At 65.5% G+C, this 26,145-nt stretch carries 21 protein-coding genes and 2 pseudogenes; 11 read left to right on the top strand and 12 right to left on the bottom strand.

The window, feature by feature from the left end:
- The first annotated feature begins 70 nt into the window (after window positions 1-70).
- The gene (locus QE444_RS14705; protein WP_187979347.1) at window positions 71-619 is read left to right on the top strand and encodes an adenine phosphoribosyltransferase; all 549 of its coding nucleotides are present in this window, start codon (window positions 71-73) and stop codon (window positions 617-619) included.
- Window positions 620-1,054: 435 nt separating this feature from the next.
- Window positions 1,055-2,023: an IS110 family transposase gene (locus QE444_RS14700; RefSeq protein ID WP_252977129.1), complete on the top strand. Its 969-nt coding sequence runs from the start codon at window positions 1,055-1,057 to the stop codon at window positions 2,021-2,023.
- Between the two features lie 210 nt (window positions 2,024-2,233).
- Here QE444_RS14700 and QE444_RS14695 read toward each other — a convergent pair whose 3' ends face one another.
- From QE444_RS14695 to pnuC, 5 genes are all read right to left on the bottom strand, one after another.
- Window positions 2,234-2,539: a putative quinol monooxygenase gene (locus QE444_RS14695; protein WP_187979346.1), complete on the bottom strand. Its 306-nt coding sequence runs from the start codon at window positions 2,537-2,539 to the stop codon at window positions 2,234-2,236.
- Between the two features lie 64 nt (window positions 2,540-2,603).
- Window positions 2,604-3,152 (bottom strand): GTP cyclohydrolase I FolE, encoded by a 549-nt coding sequence (gene folE / locus QE444_RS14690; protein ID WP_133863117.1) that lies wholly within the window; start codon window positions 3,150-3,152, stop codon window positions 2,604-2,606.
- Window positions 3,153-3,215: 63 nt separating this feature from the next.
- A complete protein-coding gene (locus QE444_RS14685; protein ID WP_309739416.1) occupies window positions 3,216-3,770 on the bottom strand; it encodes a Smr/MutS family protein in 555 nt (184 codons plus the stop codon).
- Between the two features lie 37 nt (window positions 3,771-3,807).
- Complete coding sequence (locus QE444_RS14680; RefSeq protein WP_187979344.1) at window positions 3,808-4,335, bottom strand: AAA family ATPase; 528 nt, start codon at window positions 4,333-4,335, stop codon at window positions 3,808-3,810.
- A complete protein-coding gene (pnuC, locus tag QE444_RS14675; protein ID WP_280307727.1) occupies window positions 4,332-4,895 on the bottom strand; it encodes a nicotinamide riboside transporter PnuC in 564 nt (187 codons plus the stop codon). The genes QE444_RS14680 and pnuC overlap by 4 nt, the downstream gene beginning before the upstream one ends.
- Window positions 4,896-5,161: 266 nt before the next feature.
- Between pnuC and QE444_RS14670 the strand changes: the two are divergent.
- From QE444_RS14670 to QE444_RS14660, 3 genes and pseudogenes are all read left to right on the top strand, one after another.
- Window positions 5,162-5,999, top strand: a pseudogene (locus QE444_RS14670) (undecaprenyl-diphosphate phosphatase).
- On the top strand, window positions 5,996-6,496 hold the full coding sequence (locus QE444_RS14665) for a DUF1294 domain-containing protein (RefSeq protein WP_273861501.1): 501 nt from the start codon (window positions 5,996-5,998) through the stop codon (window positions 6,494-6,496). The pseudogene QE444_RS14670 and the gene QE444_RS14665 overlap by 4 nt, the downstream one beginning before the upstream one ends.
- A gap of 77 nt (window positions 6,497-6,573) precedes the next feature.
- Window positions 6,574-8,367 (top strand): gamma-glutamyltransferase family protein, encoded by a 1,794-nt coding sequence (locus QE444_RS14660; RefSeq protein ID WP_405046429.1) that lies wholly within the window; start codon window positions 6,574-6,576, stop codon window positions 8,365-8,367.
- 142 nt (window positions 8,368-8,509) lie between these two features.
- Here QE444_RS14660 and mqo read toward each other — a convergent pair whose 3' ends face one another.
- The 3 genes and pseudogenes from mqo to QE444_RS14645 form a co-directional block, all read right to left on the bottom strand.
- The gene (gene mqo, locus QE444_RS14655; protein WP_187979341.1) at window positions 8,510-10,006 is read right to left on the bottom strand and encodes a malate dehydrogenase (quinone); all 1,497 of its coding nucleotides are present in this window, start codon (window positions 10,004-10,006) and stop codon (window positions 8,510-8,512) included.
- Window positions 10,007-10,461: 455 nt separating this feature from the next.
- A pseudogene (locus QE444_RS14650) lies at window positions 10,462-12,052 on the bottom strand (ABC-F family ATPase).
- Between the two features lie 239 nt (window positions 12,053-12,291).
- Entirely contained in the window at window positions 12,292-12,708 is a 417-nt protein-coding gene (locus tag QE444_RS14645; protein ID WP_273861502.1) for a response regulator, read from the bottom strand.
- A 250-nt stretch (window positions 12,709-12,958) separates the two neighbouring features.
- On the opposite strand from QE444_RS14645, the gene QE444_RS14640 reads away from it, so the two are divergent.
- Window positions 12,959-13,153, top strand: a complete 195-nt coding sequence (locus QE444_RS14640) for a hypothetical protein (RefSeq protein ID WP_187981395.1) — start codon at window positions 12,959-12,961, stop codon at window positions 13,151-13,153.
- A gap of 71 nt (window positions 13,154-13,224) precedes the next feature.
- Here the strand turns inward: QE444_RS14640 and QE444_RS14635 are convergent, their stop codons facing one another.
- Complete coding sequence (locus QE444_RS14635) at window positions 13,225-14,433, bottom strand: MFS transporter (RefSeq protein WP_309739411.1); 1,209 nt, start codon at window positions 14,431-14,433, stop codon at window positions 13,225-13,227.
- Window positions 14,430-15,638: an MFS transporter gene (locus QE444_RS14630; RefSeq protein WP_187979335.1), complete on the bottom strand. Its 1,209-nt coding sequence runs from the start codon at window positions 15,636-15,638 to the stop codon at window positions 14,430-14,432. The genes QE444_RS14635 and QE444_RS14630 overlap by 4 nt, the downstream gene beginning before the upstream one ends.
- Window positions 15,639-15,702: 64 nt before the next feature.
- Here QE444_RS14630 and QE444_RS14625 point away from each other — a divergent pair, with 64 nt between their 5' ends.
- On the top strand, window positions 15,703-16,176 hold the full coding sequence (locus QE444_RS14625; RefSeq protein ID WP_187979334.1) for a DUF192 domain-containing protein: 474 nt from the start codon (window positions 15,703-15,705) through the stop codon (window positions 16,174-16,176).
- Window positions 16,177-16,387: 211 nt separating this feature from the next.
- Here the strand turns inward: QE444_RS14625 and QE444_RS14620 are convergent, their stop codons facing one another.
- Both QE444_RS14620 and xthA read right to left on the bottom strand, forming a co-directional pair.
- Window positions 16,388-17,743 carry a substrate-binding domain-containing protein gene (locus QE444_RS14620; protein WP_309739405.1) on the bottom strand — a complete coding sequence of 452 codons (1,356 nt, stop codon included), beginning with the start codon at window positions 17,741-17,743 and terminating at the stop codon, window positions 16,388-16,390.
- 69 nt (window positions 17,744-17,812) lie between these two features.
- Entirely contained in the window at window positions 17,813-18,625 is an 813-nt protein-coding gene (gene xthA / locus QE444_RS14615; protein WP_309739403.1) for an exodeoxyribonuclease III, read from the bottom strand.
- A 121-nt stretch (window positions 18,626-18,746) separates the two neighbouring features.
- Here xthA and QE444_RS14610 point away from each other — a divergent pair, with 121 nt between their 5' ends.
- From QE444_RS14610 to QE444_RS14595, 4 genes are all read left to right on the top strand, one after another.
- Window positions 18,747-20,480: an autotransporter assembly complex family protein gene (locus QE444_RS14610; protein WP_309739402.1), complete on the top strand. Its 1,734-nt coding sequence runs from the start codon at window positions 18,747-18,749 to the stop codon at window positions 20,478-20,480.
- Window positions 20,477-24,169 carry a translocation/assembly module TamB domain-containing protein gene (locus QE444_RS14605; RefSeq protein ID WP_309739398.1) on the top strand — a complete coding sequence of 1,231 codons (3,693 nt, stop codon included), beginning with the start codon at window positions 20,477-20,479 and terminating at the stop codon, window positions 24,167-24,169. The genes QE444_RS14610 and QE444_RS14605 overlap by 4 nt, the downstream gene beginning before the upstream one ends.
- Before the next feature lie 79 nt (window positions 24,170-24,248).
- Window positions 24,249-24,749 (top strand): thiol peroxidase, encoded by a 501-nt coding sequence (gene tpx / locus QE444_RS14600; protein WP_208691293.1) that lies wholly within the window; start codon window positions 24,249-24,251, stop codon window positions 24,747-24,749.
- A 158-nt stretch (window positions 24,750-24,907) separates the two neighbouring features.
- Window positions 24,908-26,143, top strand: coding sequence for an MdtA/MuxA family multidrug efflux RND transporter periplasmic adaptor subunit (locus tag QE444_RS14595; RefSeq protein WP_133863099.1), 1,236 nt, complete (start codon window positions 24,908-24,910; stop codon window positions 26,141-26,143).
- Window positions 26,144-26,145 lie beyond the last annotated feature (2 nt).

Here is a 26,145-nt window from a genome sequence, read left to right as displayed (position 1 = left end):
TGGCCGGGCGGGCACCGGTATACTGGGCAATCGTATTCAACCAGGCGCCCGGCGCCCAAGAGTCTCTGCCATGTCCTTTTCCGAATCCGCCCTGAAGTCCCTCATCCGTGCCGTGCCCGATTTTCCCAAGCCGGGGGTGATCTTCCGGGACATCACGCCACTGTTCCAGTCGCCCGAGGGGCTGCGCGCCGTCATGGCGGAGCTGCTGGAGCGCTATCGTTCGGCGACCTTCACCCACGTCGGGGCGCTGGATGCGCGCGGATTCCTCATCGGCCCGATCCTGGCCTACGAACTGGGCAAGCCGCTGGTGCTGTTCCGCAAGCAGGGCAAGCTGCCCGCCGAGCTGCTGACCGAGGTCTACAGCACCGAATACGGCGATTCGGTGATCGAGGTACACAAGGACAGCGTCGGTGCCGGTGATTCGGTGCTGCTGGTCGACGATCTCATCGCCACCGGCGGTACCCTCGTCGCCGCCGGCAACCTGATCCGCCGCCTGGGCGCCGAAGTCCACGAAGCCGCCGCCATCGTCGACCTGCCCGAACTGGGCGGCTCCAGGCGCCTGGAAGCCGCCGGCATCCCCACCTTCGCCCTGACGAGCTTCGCGCTGTCCGAGTATTGAGTTGCAGTTGATCGCGACCATCGCGGTCCGCACTGCTGTGCCTTTGCTCTCGTTTATCGCGGCCATGGGCCGCTCCTACAGGTACACCGAACAAATGTAGGAGCGGCCCATGGCCGCGATTGCGTCCAGCCCGTAGCGTGGAAAACCGCGTAGCGTTTTCCACCTGATGCCGATGCCCGTTCGTGGACAGGGCTGCGCCGTTGTCCACCCTTGTATCTCGACGACAGCCTCCTTAGGGGGGCATAGTCCCCGACTGATCATCGGGGGAGGATGGCAGGCCGTGTCCACCCTTAAGCCTTTGAGCTTGCAACGTAGATAGGCTGCCTCCTCCACACCCATCCCCGAGTCCGAACGGTATCTAGAGCCTCCAGAGCTCGTATTGCACAAGGTTGGACGGGATGACGTGATCGTGTCGCATCTGAAGGAGGAGACATCATGGCCGTAATCGGTGTTGATATCGCCAAGCGCAGCTTCGATCTGGCGGTCCTGCAATCCAATGGCAAGCACCGGACCAAGGGCAGGCTGAGCAACGATCCGTCAGGCTTCGCGGTCTTTGCCGACTGGCTGCAACAGCATGCCGAGCCAGGCGCTTGGATCGTGATGGAGGCCACGGGCACCTATCACGAAGCGCTCGCCGAGCATTTCCATGCGCTGGGCTACCGAATCGCCGTGCTCAATCCGGCACAGATCGCTCGCTATGCGCAAAGCCAGTTGCAGCGCAGCAAGACGGACAAACTCGACGCCAAGCTGATCGCCACCTATGGCCAGCGGCATGAAGACAGCCTGCGGGCCTGGCACCCGGAGCCTGTGTCCATCCGCACGCTTCGCGCGCTGACCCGGCGCCTGGAGGATCTCCAATCGCTACGGCAGATGGAGCTCAATCGGCTCGAGGTCAGCCCGGAAAAAGTCCAAAACTCGATCCAGGCGGTCGTGCAGCGGCTCGATGAGCAGATCGCCTGGACGCTCGAACAGATCAAACGGCATATCGACGATGACCCGGACCTGAGCGGCAAACGTGATCTGCTGGTGAGCATAGACGGCATCGCCGACAAGACCGCCGCCCTGATCCTGGCGGAGCTCGGTGATATCGGTCGCTTCGCCGATGCCCGCGCCGTGACCGCCTTTGCCGGTTTGAACCCACGCCTACAGGAATCAGGTCTTTACCGCGGCCATACCGGCATCTCGCGCATGGGATCGGTCCGCTTACGAAGTGCGCTATACCTACCCGCCGTCGTGGCGCTGACCTACAACCCGGCTATCAAGGCGCAAGCCGAGCGTCTGAAAACCAGGGGGAAGAAAGGTAAACAAACCGTCTGCGCCGCCATGCGCAAGCTGCTGACCATCGCCTATGGCGTGCTCAAATCAGGCAAGCCTTTCGACCCTGCTTTAGCGATTGCACACTGAGGGGCGAAGACGGTATCTACGACGGTGGTACCTTTGCGGGACCGGCCGCGTCTGCAGATCGCCATGGCCGTAAAAGGTCAATCAAGTCGTAGGTTGGGCTGAGCGCAGCGAAGCCCAACAGCTCCTGCCTCTGCGTCGGTCCCGTTGGACTTCGACGAGGGAGCCGTCTCGGCCCACTCTACGCTTCATCGCAACCCAGGCAGCCTGGCGTCAAAGCTCAGCCGAAGGCTTTTTGGGCGCCAGCGGATACAGATCCACCTCGTCCGCCAGCTTGGGCAGCTCGTCGAGGAAGGCGAGGGTGTGTGGCTGGTTGAAGTGGTCGTCCTGGGCGGCGACCGAGATCCAGCGGGCCTGGACCACCCAGACGTCATTGTCCTCGCTACCTTGGAATACCCGATAATCCAGGCACCCCTCGTCGTGCACTGCCACCGCGGCCAGATCCAGCAGGTGGGCGCCCAGCGCCTGGGAACGTTCGGGTTGGGCTCTGAACAGGGTAAGGCTGTGGACGTCCGCCATGGCGTGCAGGTCTCCTGGAGATTCCAGGCTTCGACCCTCCGGGCTGGCGGACGTCGCGGCCGACTCAGCGATTGATCAGGCTGAGGAATTCGGCGCGGGTGGCATCGCTGGCGCGGAACTGGCCAAGCATCACCGAGGTGACCATGGAGGAATTCTGCTTCTCCACGCCACGCATCATCATGCACATGTGCTGCGCCTCGATGACCACCGCAACACCGGCCGCACCGGTGACCTTCTCGATGGCTTCGGCGATCTGCCGGGTCATGTTTTCCTGGATCTGCAGTCGGCGGGCGAACATGTCGACGATGCGTGCCACCTTGGACAGCCCCAGCACCTTGCCCTTGGGCATGTAGGCGACGTGGGCCTTGCCGATGAAGGGCAGCATGTGGTGCTCGCACAGCGAGTAAAGCTCGATGTTCTTGACCAGCACCATCTCGCTGTTGTCCGAGGTGAAGAGCGCCTCGCCCACCACCTCTTCCAGCGTCTGGGTATAGCCGCGGCAGAGGTACTGCATGGCCTTGGCCGCGCGCTTGGGCGTGTCCACCAGCCCCTCCCGGCCGATGTCTTCGCCAAGTCCGGTCAGGATCGAGGAGTAGTGCTGTTCGAGAGACATTTGGGTTCCTGTTTGTCGATAAGGAGGTTGGCGCTCGGATGAGACGTCATCCGAGTCGCGGAGTCACTCGTCGCGACCTTCGAGCATGGTGCGCTTGAGCAACACATAAAGCGAGCCGGTGCCGCCGTGGCGGGGCAGGCAGGAGGTGAAGCCCAGCACCTGGGCGTGCTGGCGCAACCAGGTGTTGACGTGACTCTTGATCAACGGCCGACGCCCATCGACGCGCGCGGCCTTGCCATGGGTGATGCGCACGCAGCGGATTTCCAGGCGGGTGGCCTCGGCAAGAAAGTCCCAGAGGGTCTCCCGGGCTCTTTCCACGGTCATGCCGTGCAGGTCCAGGCTGCCCTCGAAGGGGATCTGGCCGCTCTTGAGGCGCTTCAGCTGGGTGTCCTGGACACCATCGCGGCCCCAGTAGAGTTCGTCTTCGGCGCCTACATCAATGACGAAGGCATCGCTCAGGCCATCCACCCGGGTCGTGGTCGAGGTCCTGGTCGCATTGGCCCGGCGCTGGGCGATCTGGCCCAGGTCGGCGCGTGACTTGCCGGTGTCGGCGCGATCCTGCCTGAGCGGACGGATCCCGCGGGTGAAGTCAGCGAAAGAGGCATCGTCGTCGTGCATGGCGTTCTCCGGTGTAGGACGTCATTCTACCGACGGGTCAAGACTCGTGCAGCAATCGGCTCACCGCGGCCAGCGCGGCCCTTTGCCGCTCGGGCCAGTCGCCGGCGATTTCCAGCACCGGCTGGCCATGGGTCCGCAGCCAGTCCCGGCAGTTGGCGAAGAATGCCAGGCGCTCGGTGAGCTCCGGCTGGCAGCGCTGACCGTCGTCCTGCCAGGCGACGTCGCGCGGGTCGAGCAGCAGATGCAGGTCATAGCGGCGTGCCAGCAGCGCCGGTTCCAGCCAGGCGGGCGCGGCATCGAACAGCAGGCGACTCCACAGCAGGTTGCTCAGCAGATGGGTATCCAGCAGCAGCAAGGCCGGTGCACTGGCCCGCGCCTGGTCTTCGCGACGCAATTGCTCGCGGGCGATGAGCTCCACATCCGCCAGGCTGGTGTCGGTGCCATGCGCCTCGCAGTATTCGCGAACGTACTCGTCGACCCGGACACCGCCGAATCTCTCGCTCAGGATCGTCGCCAGCCAGGATTTGCCACTCGATTCGGGGCCGGTCAACACCACCACCTTCATCGTGCGGTCGCCAGGGCGCGGCGCCAGTCCAGCCAGCCATAGGCGGCGAGGCCGACAAAGACCGCATAGAGGATCGCGGTGGGGTAGAGGCCCTTGTAATAGAAGAGGCCCACATAGATGACGTCCAGCACGAACCACAGCATCCAGCATTGCAGACGCTTCTGCGCCATCCAGAACTGCGCGACCAGGCTGAAACCGGTAAGCGCGGCATCCAGCCAGGGCAGGGCGGCGTCGGTATGGGTGCCCATGAGATAGCCGAGGGCAAGACTACCCAGCGCACCTACGGCCAGACCCGTCAGCAGGGGCCTCGCCGCGAGGGAGCTGACCACCCGACCCTGGTGCTGCTGGCCACCCCTCAGCCATTGCCACCAGCCATAGAGCTGCAGCACTGCATAGATGCACTGCAGCAGCATGTCGGAATACAGCTTCACGTCCAGGAAGATCCAGGCGTAGAGCACCACCATCACCAGCCCGATGGGCCAGGCCCAGATGTTCTGGCGGACCGTCAGCCAGACGGCGATCACCCCGAGAACGGCGGCCAGCAGCTCCACGGGCGACATGCCCAGCAGGGTGGTGAGGGACTCCAGAAACGACATGCTTCACATCCGGAAAGATTGGATTTGTCATTGTACGGCACCTAATGGCCGTCTATCGGTCTCTTCAACCGGTCTCGCTCTGGTAAGGTGCCGGGCGCTGACTTCAGCACATGCTGTCTTGGGTACCGCGAAGGGCCATGCCCTGCGGAGCGTCACGGTTCGAACCCCGTTGCCGCCGGAGCCTGCAGCTCCGGCTACCTGCAAATGTTTCACTTGGATGGAGTAATACCATGGACCTATGGAGTGCCTTGCAGGCGCTGATTCTGGGGATCGTCGAGGGCATCACCGAGTTTCTGCCGGTTTCCAGTACCGGCCACCAGATCGTGGTGGCGGATCTGATCGGCTTTCGCGGCGATACCGTCATTGCCTTCAACATCGTGATTCAGTTGGCGGCCATCCTGGCCGTGGTCTGGGAGTACCGCTTCAAGGTCTTCGAGATCGTCACCGACCTGCCGCGCAAGTCCTATGCGCAGCGCTTCACCGGCAATCTGATCGTTGCCTTCCTGCCCGCTGCGGTGCTGGGCGTGATCCTTGGTGATCTGATCCACGAATACCTGTTCAACCCCAATCACCGTGGCCTTCGCCCTGGTGATCGGCGGCGTGATCATGATCTGGGCGGAAAAGCGCAAGCATCGCATCCGCGTGGAGGAGGTGGACGACATGCGCTGGCATGACGCCCTCAAGGTCGGCTGCGCCCAGTGCCTGGCTATGATTCCGGGCACCTCGCGCTCCGGTTCCACCATCATCGGCGGCCTGCTGTTCGGCCTGTCGCGCAAGGCGGCCACCGAGTTCTCCTTCTTCCTGGCCATGCCGACCATGGTGGGTGCGACCGTCTACTCGGTCTACAAGTACCGCCACATGTTCGTTCCCAGCGATGCGATGATCTTCGCGGTCGGCTTCGTCACCTCCTTCATCTTCGCCATGCTGGCGGTGAAGGCGCTGCTGAAATTCATCGGCAACCACAGCTATGTGGTCTTCGGCTGGTACCGCATCGTCTTCGGACTGCTGATCCTGGCCACCTGGCAATTCGGCTGGATCGACTGGCACGCGGCCAAGGCGGCCGGGTGAAACCCGAGCAGGAACAGCAGAGCCGGCGCAAGCCGGCTCGTGCGGCTACGCAGAACGCGTCCCCCAAGGCCGCCAAGCGGGCAGGGTCGCTGACGCCCTACCAGCAACGCGCGGCCATCGCCCGCCAGGACATGCTGGCGCTGTTGCAGATCGCGGTCTTCATCCTGCCCTCGGTGGGCATGCTGTCCCAGGCCTTCGGCCGCGGGGTGCTCTGGCCGTTGCCGCTCTATCTGGTCGCGAGCATCGTCACCTACCTGCTCTACAAGCACGACAAGCAGCGCGCCCGCGACAAGGGCTGGCGCGTGTCGGAGCGCATGCTGCACCTGGGCGAACTGCTCGGCGGCTGGCCGGGCGCCCTGATCGCCCAGCAGCGATTCCGCCACAAGACGGTCAAGCTGAGCTTTCGGCTGGTGTTCTTCGCCATCGTCGCCCTGCACCAGCTGCTCTGGCTGGATGTGCTCTGCGGCGGCTTTCTACATCGTCACCTGCCGCTCTGAGATCAGCCAGGCGGCATGGGTGCAGCTGATGGGCTAGGCTTGGCGGGCGAAAGCCCCCGTTGCCCAGGAGCCCCACGTTGCGAACTCCCTTGTCGATCCTTACGCCTCTCTTCCTGTCCCTGACTCTCGCGGCCTGTAGCCAGGGTCGCGAGACCTCCTTGCCCACGGCTCCCGAGGCCGGTTCCGGTTACCGCCCTGGGTTGACGGCCAGCGCAGCCACCCGGCAGATGGCGGCGGCGGCCAACCCCCTGGCCGCCGAGGCAGGGCGGGAGATCCTGCGCCAGGGTGGCTCGGCCATCGATGCCGCCATCGCCATGCAGGCGGTCCTGACCCTCGTCGAGCCGCAATCCTCGGGAATCGGCGGCGGCGCCTTCCTGCTCTACTGGGACGGTCGCAAGGTCCAGGCCTACGATGGTCGCGAGACCGCGCCGGCGGGCGTCACGGAAAGGCTCTTCCTGCATGCGGATGGCAGCCCCATGGCCTTCGAGGAGGCGCGTATCGGCGGCCGTTCGGTTGGGGTGCCCGGGGTGTTGCGCGCCTTGGAGCTGGCGCATCGCGACCACGGCAAGCTGGCCTGGCAGGTGCTGTTCGAGCCGGCCATCCGCCTGGCCCGCGAGGGTTTCCCGTTGTCGCCGCGACTGCATAACCAGCTTGTGCACGATCCCTTCCTCAAGCAGTCGCCCGGCATGGCCGCGCTGTACCTGGATGCCCAGGGCCAGGTGAAGCCGGTGGGTACCCGGCTGCGCAACCCCGAGTTGGCCGAGACCCTGGCGCTGATCGCCCGGGAAGGCGCCGCGGCGCTCTATCGTGGCGACCTGGCCAAGGCCATCGCCACGGCGGTGCAGCAAAGCCCCAATCCCGGCAGCCTGAGTCTCCAGGATCTGGCCGGCTATCGAGCCAGGACCCGTACGCCACTGTGCACCGACTACCAGCGCTGGCGTGTCTGCGGCATGCCACCGCCCGCCGGCGGCATCACCGTGGCCCAGACCCTGGGCATCCTCCAGGCCCTGGAAGCCCGTGATCCGGCCTGGGCCCTGGCGCCGCTGCGGCCGGTGCCGACCGCGCTGCCGGCGGGCCAGGAGCCGCGTCCCGAAGCCGTGCATCTGATCGCCGAGGCCGAGCGCCTGGCCTATGCCGATCGTGCCCAGTACGTGGCTGATCCGGAGCTGGTGCCGGTCAATGTCAAGGGCCTGCTCGATCCGGGCTATCTGGCCAGTCGCGCCCAGCAGGTTGGTGAGCGCAGCCTGGGCAAGGCCGCGCCGGGTGTTCCGCCCGGACCGACCCTGGCCTGGGCGCCGGATCGCTCGCCGCTGCGCATCTCTACCTCCCAGGTGGTGGCCGCGGATGCCTGGGGCGGCGCCCTGTCCATGACCACCACGGTGGAGAGCTACTTCGGCTCCCATCTGATGGTGAAGGGCTTCATGCTCAACAATCAGCTGACGGACTTTTCCTTCGTGCCGCAGGAGAAGGGCCTGCCGGTGGCCAATCGGGTGGAGCCGGGCAAGCGACCGCGCTCGACCATGTCGCCGACTCTGGTATTCGATCGCCAGAGCAATGAGCTGCTGGCCGCGCTGGGCTCGCCGGGCGGTTCGCAGATCGCCGGCTATGTGGTCAAGACCCTGGTCGGCCTGCTGGACTGGCAGCTAGATCCCCAGGCGGCGGCGGGCCTGCCGAATTTCGGCAGCCGCAACGGCCCCACCGAGCTGGAGCGCGGCGAGACCACCCCGGCCCTGCGCCAGGCGCTGGAGCAGCGTGGGCATCAGGTGCGCGAGGACGAGATGACCAGCGGCATCCAGGTCATTCGCCGGGTCGGATCTGGCTGGCAGGGGGGTGCCGATCCGCGGCGGGAAGGCGTGGCGCTGGGGGATTAGGCGGAAGCCTGGCGGATAAAGACTCCCTCACCCCAGCCCTCCCCCGGGCGGGGAGGAGGCGATTGGACGGGATAGGGAGCTTCGAAGCAGGTTTGCGGGGAAGAAGACGCCGGACCGGGTGAACGGTCCGGCGTCTGCGGCATCACGCCGGCTGGTCGAGTTGCAGCACCCGGGTGGTGCGTTCGCGCACTTCGCGCAGCAGCTCCGGTTCTTCCGCGAGCTTGTGGCCGAAGGCCGGGAACATGGTGCGCAGCTTCGCCTGCCACTCTGCGCTCTGATAACGGCTGGGGAAGCAGCGCTCGACCAGGGTCAGCATGATGGACACCGAGGTGGAAGCGCCCGGGGAGGCGCCCAGCAGGGCGGCGATGGTGCCGTCGCCGGAGGCGACGATCTCGGTACCGAACTGCAGGACACCGCCTTTCTGCGGATCCTTCTTGATGATCTGCACCCGCTGGCCGGCCACTTCCAGGCGCCAGTCCTGCTTGCGCACGGCGGGGTAGAAGGCACGCAATTCCTCGACGCGCTGGTCGAATGACTGCAGCACCTGGCCGACCAGGTAGCGGGTCAGCGGCATGTTGTCCCGCGCCACGGCGAGCATGGGGCCGATGTTGCCCGACTTGATCGACTTGGGCAGGTCGAGGAAGGAACCGCGTTTGAGGAACTTGGTGGTGAAGCCGGCAAAGGGTCCGAACAGCAGCGACTTCTTGCCATCCACCACCCGGGTGTCCAGGTGCGGGACCGACATCGGCGGCGAATTGACCCCGGCCAGGCCGTAGACCTTGGCCTGGTGGCGCTCGACGATGTGCGGATCGTCGCAGCGCAGCCACTGGCCGCTTACCGGGAAACCGCCATAGCCAGCGCCTTCGGGGATGCCCGACTTCTGCAGCAGCGGCAGGGCCGCGCCCCCGGCGCCGAGAAAGACGAACTTGGCGATCAGCGTCCGGGTGGCACCCGAACGACTGTCCTCGATGGTCAGGCGCCAGCGCTGGTCGGCCTCGCGGGTCAGGTCCACCACCTTCTGGTTGTAACGGACCTGGGTGCCGGGGCGGGTCTGCAGGTGGCCCAGCAGGCTCATGGTCAGGGCGCCGAAGTTTACATCGGTCCCCCCGGCCACATGGGTCGCCGCCACGGCTTCGGTGGCCGGCCGGCCTTCCATCACCAGCGGCATCCACTCGCGCAGCTTGGCGTGATCCTCGGAATACTCCATGCCGTCGAAGCAGGCGTGGTCCTTGAGCGCTTCATAGCGCTTGCGCAGGAAGGCGATGTCCTTGGCGCCATGCACGAAGGACATGTGCGGCACCGGGCTGATGAAGGCACGCGGCGAACCGAAGTGGCCTTCCTCGACCAGGTAGGACCAGAACTGCCTGGAGGCCTCGAACATGCCGTTGATGCTGAGGGCCTTGGTGACGTCGATGCTGCCGTCCGCCTTTTCGGGCGTGTAGTTCAACTCGCAGAGGGCCGCATGGCCGGTTCCGGCGTTGTTCCAGGGGTTGGAACTCTCCGCCGCGCCTACGTCGAGCAGTTCGAGTACCTCGACGGTACTCGTGGGCTCCAGCTCCTTGAGCATGACCGCCAGGGTCGCGCTCATGATTCCCGCGCCGACGAAAACGAAATCCGACTCTTCGTTACCACTGTGCATTCATCGTACTCCTGAGACAGTGTCTCGCTTTACACCTGAGGGAGAGCGGGCGTCGGAGCCCGACCTCGAGTTGGGCAACCCCGAGCTGGCCGCGAACGGACAGGCAGGGGTGGGCAACCGGTAGGGCATGGCAGTCAGTTGCGACAGCAGCCGTCCGGCAATGTTCTGATTTATTGAGTGGGGGCCAAGCGTCCTGGCAGGCCGGCGGAGGCCGGTGCCAGGAGGGGCGATCAGGATGCGACAGGGAACCCGTCGAGCGTGCCGGAAGGGGGCGCTACGTGTTACGAGACGTGGCAGGAGACCCCTGGTCTCCCGGCGCAAACGATAGGTGATGATCGCGGCGATCCTGGTCGAGTACCCGTTTCGGTGCGAAATGATACCTAGGGTAACTGCTTAGGGCACCATCTATTTTGTTCGTGTAGTGGGTGGCGCGACCCACTACACGAACCCTGGGGTCAGCCGTTGATGCCCTGGCTGCGCAGGTAGTCGTCGTAGCTGCCGCTGAAATCGACCACGCCGGTCTCGCTCATGTCGAGGATGCGGGTCGCCAGGGACGAGACGAATTCGCGGTCGTGGCTGACGAAGATCAGGGTGCCCGGATAGTTTTCCAGCGCCAGGTTCAGCGCCTCGATGGATTCCATGTCCAGGTGGTTGGTGGGCTCGTCCATCACCAGCACGTTGGGCTTCTTCAGGATCAGCTTGCCGAACAGCATGCGCCCCTGCTCACCACCGGAGATGACCTTGATCGATTTCTGGATGTCGTCGCTGGAAAACAGCATGCGACCCAGGGTGCCGCGTACCATCTGCTCGCCGCCCTGCGTCCATTGGCCCATCCACTCGAACAGGGTGGCATCGTCAGCGAAGTCCTCGGCATGGTCTTGGGCGAAATAGCCGACATCAGCGCTGTCGGTCCACTTCACTTCACCGCTCTGAGGAGCCATCTCGCCCACCAGGGTGCGCAGCAGGGTGGTCTTGCCAATGCCGTTGGGACCGATGATGGCGACCCGCTCGCCGGCTTCGATCTGCAGACCCAGACGCTTGAACAGCGGGGTGCCGTCGAAGCCCTGGGTGACGTTTTCCAGGGTCACCGCCTGGCGGTGCAGCTTCTTGTTCTGCTCGAAGCGGATGAAGGGGCTGACGCGGCTGGACGGCTTGACCTCGTCCAGCTGGATCTTGTCGATCTGGCGCGCCCGGCTGGTGGCCTGCTTGGCCTTGGAGGCGTTGGCCGAAAAGCGGCTGACGAATTGCTGCAGTTCGGCGATCTGGGCCTTCTTCTTGGCATTGTCCGACAGCAGGCGCTCGCGTGCCTGGGTGGCGGCGGTCATGTACTCGTCGTAGTTGCCCGGGAACAGACGCAGTTCGCCGTAATCCAGGTCGGCCATGTGGGTGCAGACGCTGTTCAGGAAGTGGCGGTCGTGGGAGATGATGATCATGGTGCTGTTGCGCGCGACCAGGATGCCTTCCAGCCAGCGGATGGTGTTGATGTCCAGGTGGTTGGTCGGTTCGTCGAGCAGCAGCAGTTCCGGATCGGAAAACAGTGCCTGGGCCAGCAACACCCGCAGCTTCCAGCCGGGGGCGACGGCGCTCATGGGGCCGAAGTGCTGGTCCTGGGGGATGCCCAGGCCGAGCAGCAGCTCGCCCGCCCGCGCTTCGGCGGTGTAGCCGTCGTATTCGGCGAACTGCACCTCAAGCTCGGCCACGGCCATGCCGTCGTCTTCGCTCATTTCCGGCAGGGAGTAGATGCGGTCGCGCTCGGCCTTGACCTTGGCCAGCTCGGCGTGGCCCATGATCACGGTGTCGATGACCGTGCAGTCCTCGTAGGCGAACTGGTCCTGGCGCAGCTTGCCCAGGCGCACGTTGGGTTCGAGCATCACCTGCCCGCCGGTGGGCTCGAGATCGCCCCCGAGAATCTTCATGAAGGTGGACTTGCCGCAACCGTTGGCGCCGATCAGGCCATAGCGATGGCCGTTGCCGAATTTGACGGACACGTTTCTCGAACAGCGGCTTGGCGCCAAACTGCATGGTGATGTTAGCGGTGGAGATCAAGGGGGTACCTGTAAGGGGTTTCGGACCGGAGTTCGGCCGCTGTCCGGGCCGGCAGGCAGCCAGGACAGAGCGTTTCGATCGGATGGGCAGAGGTCCAGCGGGCAGGGTCAATGGGCAGCGACGGTGCGCGGCGGCCTGGCTGGGCTGCGGTAAAGGCGGGCGGTGCCCGACATGCCGCCTATTGTGTCATAGCTGCGAGGTCGTTTGTACGGGGCAGGCGGCGGCCGGGTGTCGCTGGACTAGTGGGCGGTCGGGCCGGGAGAGCCAGGGCGTGGTACCACGTTCCAGACCGCGTCGGTCAGTTGATCCAGCGTCCAGGGTTTGTGTAGGAAGGGTATTCCGGACGGAATGTCATTGCGCAGGCCGGTGTAGCCGGACATCAGCACGACGGGCACCCCGGGCCAGCGTTCGCTGACGATCCTGGCCAACTGCACGCCATCGATCACCCCCGGCATCCGCACGTTGGACACCACCACGTTGACCTGCTGCCAATGCCGTTCGAGAAACTGCAGGGCGGCATCGGCAGTGCCAAAGGTCTCCACATGGAAGCCTTCCTGTTTCAGGACCTCACGGACCAGCGCTTGCAGCAGCAACTCGTCTTCCGAAACGACCGCGAGCAGATTCGAGGCGTGAGGGGGGAGAGCGTTGGTTTCCATGGACGGCCTTTCCTGGGTGGAGAATCTTCTCAGTCTAGTCAGGCCTGGACCTTCCGCCTGGCCAATCGCCAGGATGTGCGGCCGCACCTGCTGCCAGGCTTGGCGAATTCTGTCCTGGAAGGTCACCAGCCGCTCTGGCGTACACCAGTCAGTTGCCTGCCATCCGGCGACGTGCGGTAGGGGTCTGGATGAAACATCCGGCCCCGCCGACCTACTAATCTCTGAGACCGACCGGCACAGGAGCCACGGCATGATCCTTTCTCTTTCTCCCGCGCCCGACACCACCTCGCCGCTGGCCCTCTGGCTGGGCGGCGATCAGGCACCGCTGAACGACTCCGACATGGTCGACGAGGAAATCGATACCGAGATCCCCGACGAGATAGTCGAGAACCTGACCGAACCCGCCAAGCCCCCGGCGCCGATCCCGGATCCTGGTCCGCTGTAGGGGTTACAGGAGCCGGCAGGCGACATCCGCTAAGTGATTCGCAGGTGCCTGACGCTGACGCTATCAGTTGGTCAGGTTGGCGGCATGTTCGGCCGCTCACGCAATGCACGGCGGTAGAGCAGGGCGCTAAGGCCCAGGCCAGCCAGGGCCATGAGGCCGGCGAACAGGAAGATGGCACTGAAGCCGAAGCCATTGGCGATGGCACCGGCCAGCGGCCCGGTGATACCGAGCGCCAGGTCCAGGCACAGCGAGTAGGCACCCAGTGCGGCACTGCGATTGGTGGGCGGCACCTTGACGATGGCCTCTACCCCCAGGGCGGGATAGACCAGCGACAGCCCGAAGCCGGCCATGGCCGCGCCGATCAGTGCCATCTGCGGGGTGACTGCCAGCCAGAGCAGCAGCAGGCCCAGGCTCTCGACGGTGAAACAGGCCAGGGCGACCCGAAAGCCACCCAGTTTGTTGATGGTGCCGGCGAACAACAGCCGCGCACAGATGAAGGCTGCGCCGAAGGCAGTCAGGCAGAAGGCGGCATTGGGCCAGCCATTGCTCGCATAGTAGAGCGTAACGAAGGTGGCAATGGCGCCGAAGCCGATGGAGCTCAGCAGCAGGCAGAGACCGAAGGGACTGATGCGCCAGAACACCTTGTGAAAGGGCAGTCGCTCACCGGGAATCACCGGCGCCGGTTCTTTGTTCCAAGCCAGGGCCAGGCCCAGGGCACCCAGCAGCGCGATCGCTACGCCCAGGCTCCATAGGCCGAGGCCGGCGACCATGGCCACGCCCAGCGGCGCGCCGATCGCGAGGGCGCCGTAGGCGGCTATGCCATTCCAGGAGATCACCTTGCTCACGTGCTGCATGCCGACGCTGCCCATGCCCCAGCTCAGGCAGCCGGTGCCGATCAGGGCCTGGGACATGCCGAGGATGACCCGGCCGACGATCAGCAGGCCCAGGCTGAGACCAGGCAGGCTCTGCAGCGAGGTGGCCAGTAGGGTCAGCACGCCGCAGGCGACGCAGCCGAACAGACCGTAGATCACGCCGCGCTTGGCGCCAATGCTGTCGGCCAGCTTGCCGGCCAGGGGCCGGGTGAACAGGGTGGCGAGGTACTGGATGCTGATCGCCAGTCCCGCGATCACCGAGCCGTAGCCGAGATCGTCGTGCACGTAGCCCGGCAGGATCGCCAGCGGCAGGCCAATCGCCAGGAACAGCAGGAAGCTGAAGACGACGATTGAGACGATGCGCAGCGTGATGGCGAGCGAGGTAGCGGGAGGGACTGTCGTGGTCATGGCTGTTCTCGAGAGGACTCGTCGAAACGGCAGAGGAGGCGGACGCTGAGGGCCAGGCCCGCGAGCGCGGCCAGGGCGGCGCAGAGAAAGCTGGCGGCATAGCCGAAGTGGGTGGCCACGGCGCCGATCAGGGGGCCAGTGACTGCCAGCGAAAGGTCGATGAATACCGAATAGCCGGCCAGGGCGGCGCCCCGGTTGGAGGACGGGACCCGCTGCACCGCTTCCACGGCGAGTGCCGGGAATACCAGCGAGAAGCCGATCCCGGTAAGGGCGGCACCCATAAGGGCGGTGGTCACGCTAGGAGCCAGCCAGAGGACCGCCAGACCGACCGCTTCCACCGCCAGGCTGACGATGGCGACGCGAAAGCCGCCGTGGCGGTTGATGGCGTTGGCACAGACCAGGCGTACACCGATGAAGAAGGAACCGAATACGGTCAGGCACAGGGCCGCGCCGCTCCAGCCCTGGCTGGCGTAATAGAGGGTAATGAAGGTCGCCAGGGTACCGAAGCCGATGCCGCCCAGCGCCAGGCCGAGGCCGAAGGGCAGGACCCGACCCAGCACGGTGGTGAAGGGCAGGCGTTCGCCGCGCACCGGGACGATTGGCGGACGGGGTTTGGCGATGCGATAACCCACGGCGGCCAGCCCGATGATGCTGACGCCCATGATCCACAGCCCCAGGGTATCCACCAAGACCACCCCCAGCGGCGCGCCTATGGCCAGGGCACCGTAGCTGGCGACGCCATTCCAGGAAATCACCTTGGCGGTATTGGTCGGGCCGACCCGGCCGATCGCCCAGGAAATGGCACCGGTGCCCGACAGGCTTTCGGCGCAACCCAGCACCAGTCGGCCGAGCAGCAGGGCGGTGAGGCTGACCCAGGGCCAGGCCTGGAGAAGCACCGAGGCCAGCATTAGCACGCCACTGAGGCCGCAGCCGAGCATGCCGTAGAGCACCGACTGCTTGGCGCCCACGGTATCGATGATGCGTCCGGCGTGGGAGCGCGAAAACAGGGTCGCCAGGTACTGACTGCTGATCACCAGGCCGGCGATGATGGAGTTGAAGCCCAGCTGGTCATGCACGTAGCCCGGCAGCACGGCCAGGGGGATGCCGATGGTAAGGTAGGCGATAAAGGTAAAGAGCACCGTGCCCAGGGTAATGCGGGTGGCCAGAGCGGGTGAGGGTGCGGGCGGTAGGCTGGCGGTCGACATCGGACTCGAGAGGTTGTCTGACAATGTGGGATAGATTGCTTTCGTCCGGTAAAGGTCACATGCGATGACATTTTTTGTCCATGCGCGCGAGGAAGCGAAACGAGCGCCAGGTCCTACTTGGGTCGGTTTCCTGCTGTTGGTCGCCATGCCCGGTTGGGCAGCGGAGCGGATCGAATTGCGGATCGGTGGGCAGCGCCTGGCCGTCGAGGTGGTAGCGACACCTGCGCAGCGGGCTCGGGGACTCATGGGGCGACCGCCACTGGGCGCCCGTGAAGGGATGCTGTTCGTCTTTGCCGGGGATGACGAACGCTGCCTGTGGATGCGCGATACCCCCAGCGCATTGGCCGCCGCCTTCATCGACAAGAGTGGCAGGATCCTCAATACCGTCGAGATGCAGCCACTGACCGATACCCATCATTGCTCTAAGGCCCCGGCGCGCTACGCGCTGGAGACCCAAGCCGGCTGGTTTTCAGGGCGTGGGATCAAGCCGGGCGAAGCTGTACAGGGGCTGGAGACGGTCGCGCCTGCCTCCCGATAGTCCTTCGATTTGGTATCAAGATAATTTTATATTTTGTTCTAAATCAATTAGATACGGTTATTTTATAATCTTAATTAGAATCTACTTTTAAGACGTTACCTTAAGTTTTTTACGAATCTGAATTGCCTGGCGACCGCTGTGCGTGCACTGCCGGCTGGCGCTGTAGGGGTGTGCTATACCTCTTCACGTTCTTGGCATAACACCTTGATTACTATTGAATCCAGGCCTCGACACGCCGGTTCTTTACTCGGCCATTGGGCGACAGTCCTGCAACGGGCAGCTGGTCGCCAAGAGAAAGCAATTCGCCGGCAAAGGCCTGCTGGTGACGCAACGCCGTGGCGACCGCGGTGGCTCGCAGGCGTGCCAGCAGGGAGGCGCGTGCCGGATCTTCAGTGGCATCGTTGAAGCCCACCAGAATCAGCTGCCGACCGGCATTTTCCGGCTGGCGCATGAAGGTGGCCAGCCGCTCGACATCACGCAGCGCCTTGTTGTCCAGGCGCGCGCTGCCGGCGGTGAAACGGAAGTTTACGGTGAGGCGCTGCGCCCGGCGCGCCAGTTTGCCGTAGGCCGGTGGCATGCCGCGGGTGCCGTCTATGGTCAGAGGCTCGATGCGCTGGGCGACAAAGCCGCTTTGTTGCACCACCGCCTGACCCGTCGGGGTCTGGCTGAATTCCAGCAGACTCTGCGCCCAGTCCGAACGCTGGGCAGGCGGCGCATAGAGGAAGAGGCGGCGGGCGAGCGGATAGTCTTCGGTGGCGATGCTGGCTTCGCTCGGCGCTATGGCGCGGCCTTCACCGTCGCGCAGGGCGAGCTTTGGCGACCCGGCAGCCGCCGCCAGGCTGGTGAAGCCTATGCCGGCGGGATCCTCGGCCACCCGCTGCGCCAGTTCTTCGTTGGATTCGAAGCGCCTGGTGGCAGCACTCAGGCGTTTGCCGGCAGGACTCAACACCAGCTCGCGAAAGGTGTCGTAGGTGCCCGAGCGATCATCCCGCGCATAGAGTCGGATCGGGCTGGCCTTGCCGCCCAGTTGGTGCCAGTCGCCGATGTCGCCGGAGAAAATCTGCGCCAGCTGCTGCAGATCGAGTTCTCGCAGCGGATTGCCGGGATGCACGATGATCGCCAGGCCGTCCAGGCCGATGACGTACTCCGCCTCCTTGCTGCGCAGGTCACCCAGGCCGGCCAGGGTGTTCACCTCGGCATCGGTGACCGGGCGCGAGGCGGCAGCGAGATCGGTTGTGCCCGCCGCCAGGGCGGTAAAGCCGGTACTGGAGCCATGGGCCGCGATCTGCACGGCCACGCTAGCGCCGTTCGGGGCGCGCGCCACCAGCTGCCATTCATCCATCACCGCGGTGGGTACCACCTGGGGATCGCGGAAGCCGCGCTCGGCGAGCAGGGCCGCGACCAGGCGCGGACCCAGGCGGGCGTTGATGGTATTGGAGCCCTGCAGGCGCAGGAGGGTGGTTGGGGCGTCGTTGGCCAGCAGGGGGAGAGGCAGCAGCGGAAGCAAGGTCGCGAGCGCCGCTCGCCGCAGCAAGGCGCGACGGAATACCGGAGCAGAGCAGTTCATGGGTCGGCCTCGAGCCTAAGGCGAGGCCGACACCTTAGGGATGTCGCATGACGTCGATGTGACAGGACCTCACGTCAATTCCAGCCAGATCGGCGCGTGGTCGGAGGGTTTCTCCATGCCGCGGATGTCGTAGTCCACGCCGGCGGAGACGATACGCTCCTGCAGGATCCGCGAGGCCAGGATGGTATCGATGCGCAGGCCGCGCTTGGGTTCGTCTTCGAAGCCGCGACTGCGATAGGGGAACCAGCTGAAGCGGTCATCGATCTCAGGGTGCAGCTGGCGGTAGCTGTCTATCAGGCCCCAGCCGAGCAGCCGCTGCATCCATTCGCGTTCTTCCGGCTGGAAGCTGCAGGCGCCGGTACGCAGCCAGCGCTTGGCGTTGGCTGCGCCGATGCCGATGTCGTGATCCTGGGCGGAGATGTTGAAGTCGCCCATGAGCAGCAAGGGTGTGTCCGGTGAGAAGCGCTCTTCAAGTAGATTCTGAAGATCCGCGTAGAACTTCCTCTTGCCTGGGAATTTTGTCGGGTGGGCAATGTTCTCGCCTTGAGGAAAATAGCCGTTCATGACCACCAGCGGCTGACCCTGGCGATCCGCGAAGACGCCATAGATGAATCTCTTCTGGGATTCTTCACCATCGCCCGGAAAGCCCTTGTGCAACTCCAGCGGCGCCAGGCGTGACAGCAGGGCCACCCCGTAGTGGCCCTTCTGCCCGTGGTAGTGCACGTGATAACCCAGGGCCTCGACCTCAGCCAGGGGAAACTGGTCATCCGCGACCTTGGTTTCCTGAAGACCGATCACATCCGGATCATAGCGTTCGATGATGGCGGAAAGTTGATGAGGTCTTGCGCGCAAGCCATTGATATTGAAGCAAACTACCTTCATGACACCCTCCCGAAACGTGGATGGCCCTAGCCTAGCAGAAAGCTTCTTGCCGAAACGGCCACCTGGCGAACCCTGGCCACTCCCGTTTGTCTCACAGCGCAACGCCCGTTAGCATCCCTGTATGAATAAGCCGAACGCTCTACGCCGCGCCCTGATTGGAATTTGTTGTCTGCACGGCGTGGCCTGGGCGGCACCGGCCGAAGTCAGCGTTCGCGTCCAACCCGCCAACAACGCGTTGCGAGACAACATCCAGGCCTATATCGGCTCGGTCGAGGGAAGAGATGTCGCCGGGCTGCAGCGCCTGCGTCCGGCGACGGAACGGCAGGCCGAACAGGCCGCCCAGGCACTCGGCTACTACCACGCGCAGATCGAGACCCGGGTCGAGCCGGGGGAGACGCCACGGCTGGTGGTCGAGGTACGGCCGGGCGAGCCGGTCAGGCTGCGCAACGTCGATATCCGCATCGAAGGTCCGGCGCGCGAGTTGCGCGCCTTTCGCCAGCCGGTTCCGGCCGGGCTCAAGGCGGGCCAGCCGCTGAACCAGGGTCTCTACGAAGACGCCAAGAGCCTGATCCAGAACCAGGCGCAGCGGTATGGCTTCTTTCGTGGCACCTTCACCCAGCATCAGCTGCGTATCGATCCCGCCACCGGCTTTGCCGATATCGCCCTGGTGTTCGCCAGCGGGCCACGCTTTGTCCTTGGCAAGGTGTCCTTCGAAGGGGATGCGCCCTTCGATCCCGATCTGCTCCAGCGCATGGTGCCTTTCGCCCAGGGCACGCCCTACGATTCCGAGCTGATCGCCGACTTCCAGAGCAACCTGCTGGCCAGCGGCTTCTTCGATGGCGCACGGCTCGACACCTATCCCAAGCAGGAAGGCGCTGCCGAGGTGCCGGTGACGGTCACCCTGCGGACCCGCAAGCCACGGACCTTCGGCTTCGGTCCCGGCTATTCCACCGATGTCGGCCCCCGGCTGAGATTCACCTGGGAAAACCACTGGCTCAATCCTCAGGGTCACAGCCTGGGTGCGGAAGCGGAGCTGTCGGCGCCACGCCAGAGCATTGCCACCTGGTACGACATTCCCGGGCAGGACCCGATCAACGACAAGTTCCGCTTCGCTGGCGGCTACCAGTACGAGCAGATCGCCAACGACGACTCCCTCAGCCAGTTGCTGACCGTGGGCCCCGAGTGGCATCGCAAGTTTCCCAACGGCTGGGAGCGGGTGCTCTCGCTCAAGTGGCGCAACGAAAGCTATCGGCTGGGTAATGACGAGGGCACCTCCAATCTGGTGATGCCCGGGGTGGATTTCTCCCTGCTGCGCAGCGACAACCGCATCGACCCCAATCGCGGCTACCGTCTGCAGTTCGGCGTGTCGGCGGCGAAGGAAGGACTGCTCTCGGATGCCAACATGATCCATGCCACGGCGCTGGCCCGTGGGCTGATCACCGTGGACGACGGGCACCGCTTTCTCGGGCGCCTGCAACTGGGTGGCAACTTCACCAACGGCTACAACAAGGTCCCGCCGTCGCTGCGCTTCTTCGCCGGCGGCGATCAGAGCGTTCGCGGCTACGACTACCAGACCCTGTCGCCGGAAAACGATGAGGGCGACTACGTGGGCGGTCGCTACCTGGTCGCCGGTGGGGTCGAATACCAGTATCCCCTGCGCGACAAATGGCGGCTGGCCACCTTCATCGACCAGGGCAGCGCCTTCAACGACCTCAACAATTACGAGCTCAAGACCAGCGTCGGCGTGGGCGTGCGCTGGGTCTCGCCGGTAGGACCGATCCGTGTGGACCTGGCCCACGGTCTCGACGAACCCGGCGGTATCCGCCTGCACTTTTCCATAGGGCCTGAGCTGTGAAGTCGGTAGGCGGTGTCATCCTCGGTGTACTGGCGGCCCTGCTGGGCGCCCTGGTTCTGTTGCTGGCCCTGATGCTGGGTAACGGCAGTATCGGCCGCCTGGTGCTGGATCACGTTCCTGGTCTGACCCTGAGCGATTTCCAGGGTCGCCTCGGTGGCCACTGGCAAGCCCGGCAGCTGGTGTGGGACGGTGGTGCTACCCGGGTGACGGTCGAGACGCCCGAATTCGCCTGGCGACCCGGCTGCCTGCTCAGATTGCAGCTGTGCATCGATACCTTGGTCGCTTCGCGCATCGCCATCGACCAGGCGCCCAGTCCCGAGCCTACGCCCGAGCAAAACGGGCCCATCCAGTTGCCCAGCCTCGGCTTGCCGCTGGGGGTGCAGCTGGGCGAGGTGCGAATCGGCGAAATCCGCTACAACGGCGCCGAACAGGCTCGCGACCTGGCACTCCAGGCGCGCTGGCAGGCTGAGGGCATCGTCATCGAGCGGCTGGCCGGCCTGGCCCACGGCATCACCCTGGATATCCATGGCCAGCTGCAACCGAGTGGCGCCTGGCCGCTGCAGTTGCAGGGCACTCTGGGTCTGCCCGCGCCGGAGGCCGCGCCCTGGTCGCTGGCGCTCAAGCTGGACGGTGAATTGCAGAAGACCTTGCACCTGGAGGCTGACAGCAGCGGCTATCTGCCCGGACGCCTGACCGGCACGGTGCAGCCGCTGGTGGAAAACGTCCCGGCCGACCTGCAGCTGGTGGCCGATGGCTTCAAGGCGGCCGCCAGCCTGCCCGATACCCTGCGGCTCAACGATCTCAAGCTGACCGCACGGGGCGACCTGGCCGCGGGCTACGCCCTGGTCGGCCAGGCCCGGTTGCCGGGCGAGGGCGGTCCGGTGGAGCTGAATCTGGATGGCCGCGTCGATGCCCAGGGCGCGCGGATCGCGGCGCTGCGCTTGCAGGCCGCGCCCGAACAGCGCATGGCACTGGCCGGACAGGTCGACTGGCACCAGGGACTGGCCGCCGATGCCACGCTGGATTGGCGTGATTTCCCCTGGCGGCGGCTGTATCCCATGGCGGAGCCACCGGTGAGTCTGCAGCGCCTGCAAGGCGAGGTGGCCTACCGGGACGGCGCCTACCTGGGCAATCTCAAGGCCGCCGCCACCGGCCCGGCCGGCGCCTTCACCCTGGCCACCCCCTTCAGTGGCGACACCACTCAGCTCAATCTGCCATCGCTGGATCTCCAGGCTGGCCAGGGGCGGGCGCAGGGCAAGGTCAATTTGGGCTTCACCGACGGCGTCAGCTGGCAGGTGGCCCTGGACCTGAGCCGCCTCGATCCGGCCTTCTGGGTAGCCCAGCTGCCCGGCAGCCTGGGCGGTCCGCTGCGCAGTTCGGGCGCCTTCAAGGATGGGCGCCTGCAGCTGGATGCCGATCTGGACCTCAAGGGTCGACTGCGCAACCAGCCGGCCGTGCTGGCGGCCAAGGCCAAGGGCGCCGGCGAGCAGTGGCAGGTATCCGAGCTCGACATTCGCCTGGGTGACAATCGGATTCAGGGGCAGGGCGCCCTCGACCAGCGTCTGCGAGGTCAGCTCCAGCTGGACCTGCGCCGCCTGGCCCAGCTCTGGCCCGACCTTTCCGGAAGCGCCCAGGGCCGCCTGGACGTGGCCGGGACCCTCAAGGCCCCTGCCGGTCAGTTGCGCCTCAACGGTCGCCAGCTGACCTATGCCGACAACCGCATCAGCAGCCTCGCGCTGGCCGCCAACCTGGATGATCGCCAACGCGGCACCCTGGACCTTACCGCCCAGGGGCTGCAGGCCGCTGGTCGTGATTTCGGTGTCCTGCGCCTGCAGGGGCAGGGTGATCGTCGTCAGCAGCAGGCGGATCTCTCGCTCAAGGGGTCGCAACTGAACCTGATGCTCGCAGCAGGTGGCACGCTGGCCGACAACGGGGACTGGAAGGGTCAGCTGGCGCGTGGCTCGGTCGCCGCCAGTGGCCAGAACTGGTCGCTGCAGAGTCCGGCACGCATCGAGCGCCTGGTCGACGGGCGCCTGGAGCTGGGCCGCCACTGCTGGCGTTCGGGTGCGGCCAGCCTCTGTGGCGACGATCAGCAACTGCTGCCCGATACCCGCCTCGCCTGGCACCTGCGCGCCTTCCCGCTCGCCAGTCTGCAACCGCTGCTACCGCCGGAGCTGGCCTGGCAAGGCACCCTCGACGGCGACGTCGACCTGCGCCTATCCAAGGCCGGACCCGATGGCGAAATCCGCCTCCAGGCCGGGCGCGGCAGCCTCAGGCTGCGCGACGCTGCCGGTCAGTGGCAGACCTTCAGCTACGACAGCCTGGACGTCACCAGCGCCCTGAAGCCGCAGCAGGTCGACACCCAGGTGCGCCTGGCCAGTGCCGATCTGGGCCGGCTCGACGTCCAGGCCCGCCTGGATCCCCGCGATCCGAGCCAGGCACTGACCGGTCGTTTCCAGTTGCAGGGCCTGAATCTGGCCCTGGGCAAGGCCTTCGTCGAAGGCATCGAACACCTCGAAGGCAAGATCAATGGCGCCGGCGAACTGGGAGGGACGCTGCTGCAACCCCGCGTCAATGGTCAGCTCCAGCTCAGCGGTGGCGACATCGGCGGTGGCAGCGTGCCAACGCGCCTGCAGGATCTCGGTCTGACCGCCCGCATCCAGGGCGATAGCGCCGTGCTCGATGGCGGCTGGCGCAGCGGACCCCAGGGGCGTGGCCAGATCCAGGGTAGCGTCGGTTGGGCCAATGGCCTGGACGTCAACGTGGCGGTCACCGGCGACAGGCTGCCGGTCAACGTCGAGCCCTATGCCCAGCTGGAAGTGGCGCCCAATCTCAAGATCCTGATGAAGGATGGTCGTCTGGCCCTGGCCGGTGAGGTGCGGGTGCCGCGCGGGCGCATCCGGGTCCAGCAGCTGCCGCCGTCCACGGTCAAGGTGTCGGACGATGCCGTCATCGTCGGCCAGGAAGCGCCTGCCAGGCAGCAGGCCATGCAGATCGCGATGGACGTCGATGTGCTGGTCGGTTCCGACAAGCTCACCTTCGATGCCTTCGGGTTGTCCGCCGAGATCGTCGGCAAGGTACACATCGGCGACAACCTCGACACGCGCGGTGAGCTGAATCTGCGCAACGGACGCTACAACGCCTACGGTCAGCGCCTGACCATGAGGCGCGCCCGGCTGTTCTTCCAGGGCCCCATCGCCCAGCCCTATATCGATGTGGAAGCCGTGCGGGTAGTGCAGGAGCAGAATGTCACCGCGGGCCTGCGGCTCTCGGGCTTTGCCCAGCAGCCGCGCATCGAGGTGTTTTCCGAGCCGAGCATGAGCCAGGAGCAGGCGCTGGCCTACCTGGTACTGGGTCGCCCGCTGTCCAGCGGCAGCGAAGGGGACAACAACGTGCTCGGCCAGGCGGCGCTGGCCCTGGGCCTGGCCGGCAGTTCCGGTACCGCGGGCGCCCTGGCGCAGCGGTTGGGCATCCAGAACTTCCAGCTGGATACGGCGGGTTCGGGGGACAAGACCAGCGTGGTGGCCTCGGGTAACCTGACCGACAGGCTGTCGGTGCGTTATGGGGTCGGGGTGTTCGCTTCAGCCAACACCGTCGCCCTGCGCTACCAGCTCACCAGGCGGCTTTATCTGGAGATCGCCAGCGGTCTCGCCAATTCCCTGGATTTCTTCTATCGCCGCGATTTTTGAAGCCGGGGCGCGTAACGCTTTGATCGCCTGCGGAAAACGTGTTTACTCCCTGTCCCGTCTCATGAGAAAGGAGCAGTTCATGGCAACCGTCAATTTGCGTGGCAACCCGGTCGACGTGCAAGGCAGCCTGCCGCAGCCTGGGCAACAGGCCCCGGCCTTCAGCCTGGTCAATGGTGATCTGCAGGACATCACCCTGGCCAGCCTCGCCGGCAAGCGCAAGGTGCTCAATATCTTCCCCAGCGTCGACACCCCGACCTGCGCGACCTCGGTACGCAAGTTCAACACCGAAGTCGACAAGCTGGATAACACCGTGGTGCTGTGCATCTCCGCCGACCTGCCGTTCGCCCAGAAGCGCTTCTGTGGCGCCGAAGGCCTGGAAAAGGTGGTGAACCTCTCCACCCTGCGCGGTGCCGAATTCCTCCAGGACTATGGCGTCGCCCTGGCCAGCGGTCCGCTGCAGGGCCTGGCCGCCCGCGCCGTGGTGGTGCTGGACGAGCAGGACAAGGTGCTGCACAGCGAGCTGGTGCCCGAGATCGGTCAGGAGCCGGATTACGCGGCGGCACTCGCCGTTCTCGGCTGATCGTCGACGACCCACCGCCCGGTGCGGTGGGCGCTTCGAAACGGGCAGGCGCCTCTCGTGTCTGCCCGTTTTGCTTTAGGTAAAAACGCGGTAAAGGGGCTGGTTAGCCGTCTCGCTACTGCTTATCTTCCGTCTTTCCCAGCGTGTACGTATTCTCGATGTCCGACTCTTCGCCTCGCTCTTCCTCCCGTCGCCGACTGGTCTGGCTGCTCGTCCTCGTGGCGCTGGCGGCCGCGGGTGGCTGGTATTGGTATCACCAGCACGGACAGAAGGGCGAGGCCGCCGCCGGCAAGGGCGCGCGCTCGCCCTTCGGCATGACCGGTCCGACTCCGGTACGGGTGGTGGCGGTGGAGCAGCGCAGCTTTCCCATCGTGCGCAAGTCCATCGGTACGGTGACGGCCCTCAATACCGTCAATGTGCGCACCCGGGTCGCCGGCGAGCTGGTACGCGTCGCCTTCGACGAAGGCCAGAAGGTCAAGGCCGGCGACCTGTTGGCCACCATAGATCCACGACCCTATCAGGTGGCGCTGCAGCAGGCCGAAGGCACCCTGCAGCAGAATCAGGCGCAGCTGCGCAATGCCGAGCTGGACCTCAAGCGCTACCAGGGTCTGTTCCGTGAAGACAGCATCGCCAAACAGACGCTGGATACCCAGGAAGCCCTGGTCAACCAGTACCGCGGCACCCTCAAGAACAGCCAGGCGGCGGTGGCCGATGCCAAGCTGAATCTGGCCTTCACCCAGATCAAGGCGCCCATCGCCGGGCGCGTCGGCCTGCGCCAGCTCGACGGCGGCAACCTGCTGTCCGCCAACGACAGCACCGTGGTGGCCGTGATCACCCAGACCCAGCCGATCTCGGTGGTCTTCACCCTGCCGGAAAGCCAGCTCGGCGAGCTGCTCAAGCGCGCCCGCGCCGGCCAGACCCTGGCGGTCGAAGCCTGGGATCGCGGTGGCTCGCGCAAGGTCGCCGATGGCACCCTGCAGAGCTTCGATAACCAGATCGACACCGCCACCGGCACCCTCAAGTTCCGCGCCCGCTTCGCCAACGGCGACGAGGCGCTGTTCCCCAATCAGTTCGTGACCGTACGGGTGCGCGAACAGGTGCTGGACCAGGCGCTGGTGGTGCCTTCGGCAGCCATCCAGTTCGGCTCCAATGGCACCTTCGCCTACGTGGTGGGGCCCGACAACAAGATCCAGGTGCGCAGCCTCAAGCTGGGCCCGGATGACGGCAGCCTGACCGTGGTTACCGAAGGCCTGGCCGCTGGCGACCGGGTGGTGACCGAAGGCACCGATCGGCTGCGCGAGGGCAACGAGGTGGAGGTGGTCACCGGGGCTTCGGCGGCGCCCAGCGAACCGGCCAAGCCGGCGGTACGCAAGCCCGGCAAGACCCAGGGCTGATC

This window comes from Pseudomonas sp. SORGH_AS_0199, from assembly GCF_031453735.1.
In the GTDB taxonomy this organism is placed as follows: domain Bacteria; phylum Pseudomonadota; class Gammaproteobacteria; order Pseudomonadales; family Pseudomonadaceae; genus Chryseomonas; species Chryseomonas aestiva.
The sequence above is the reverse complement of the archived record's forward strand: the minus strand, read 5'-3'. Positions and strand labels throughout refer to the sequence as shown.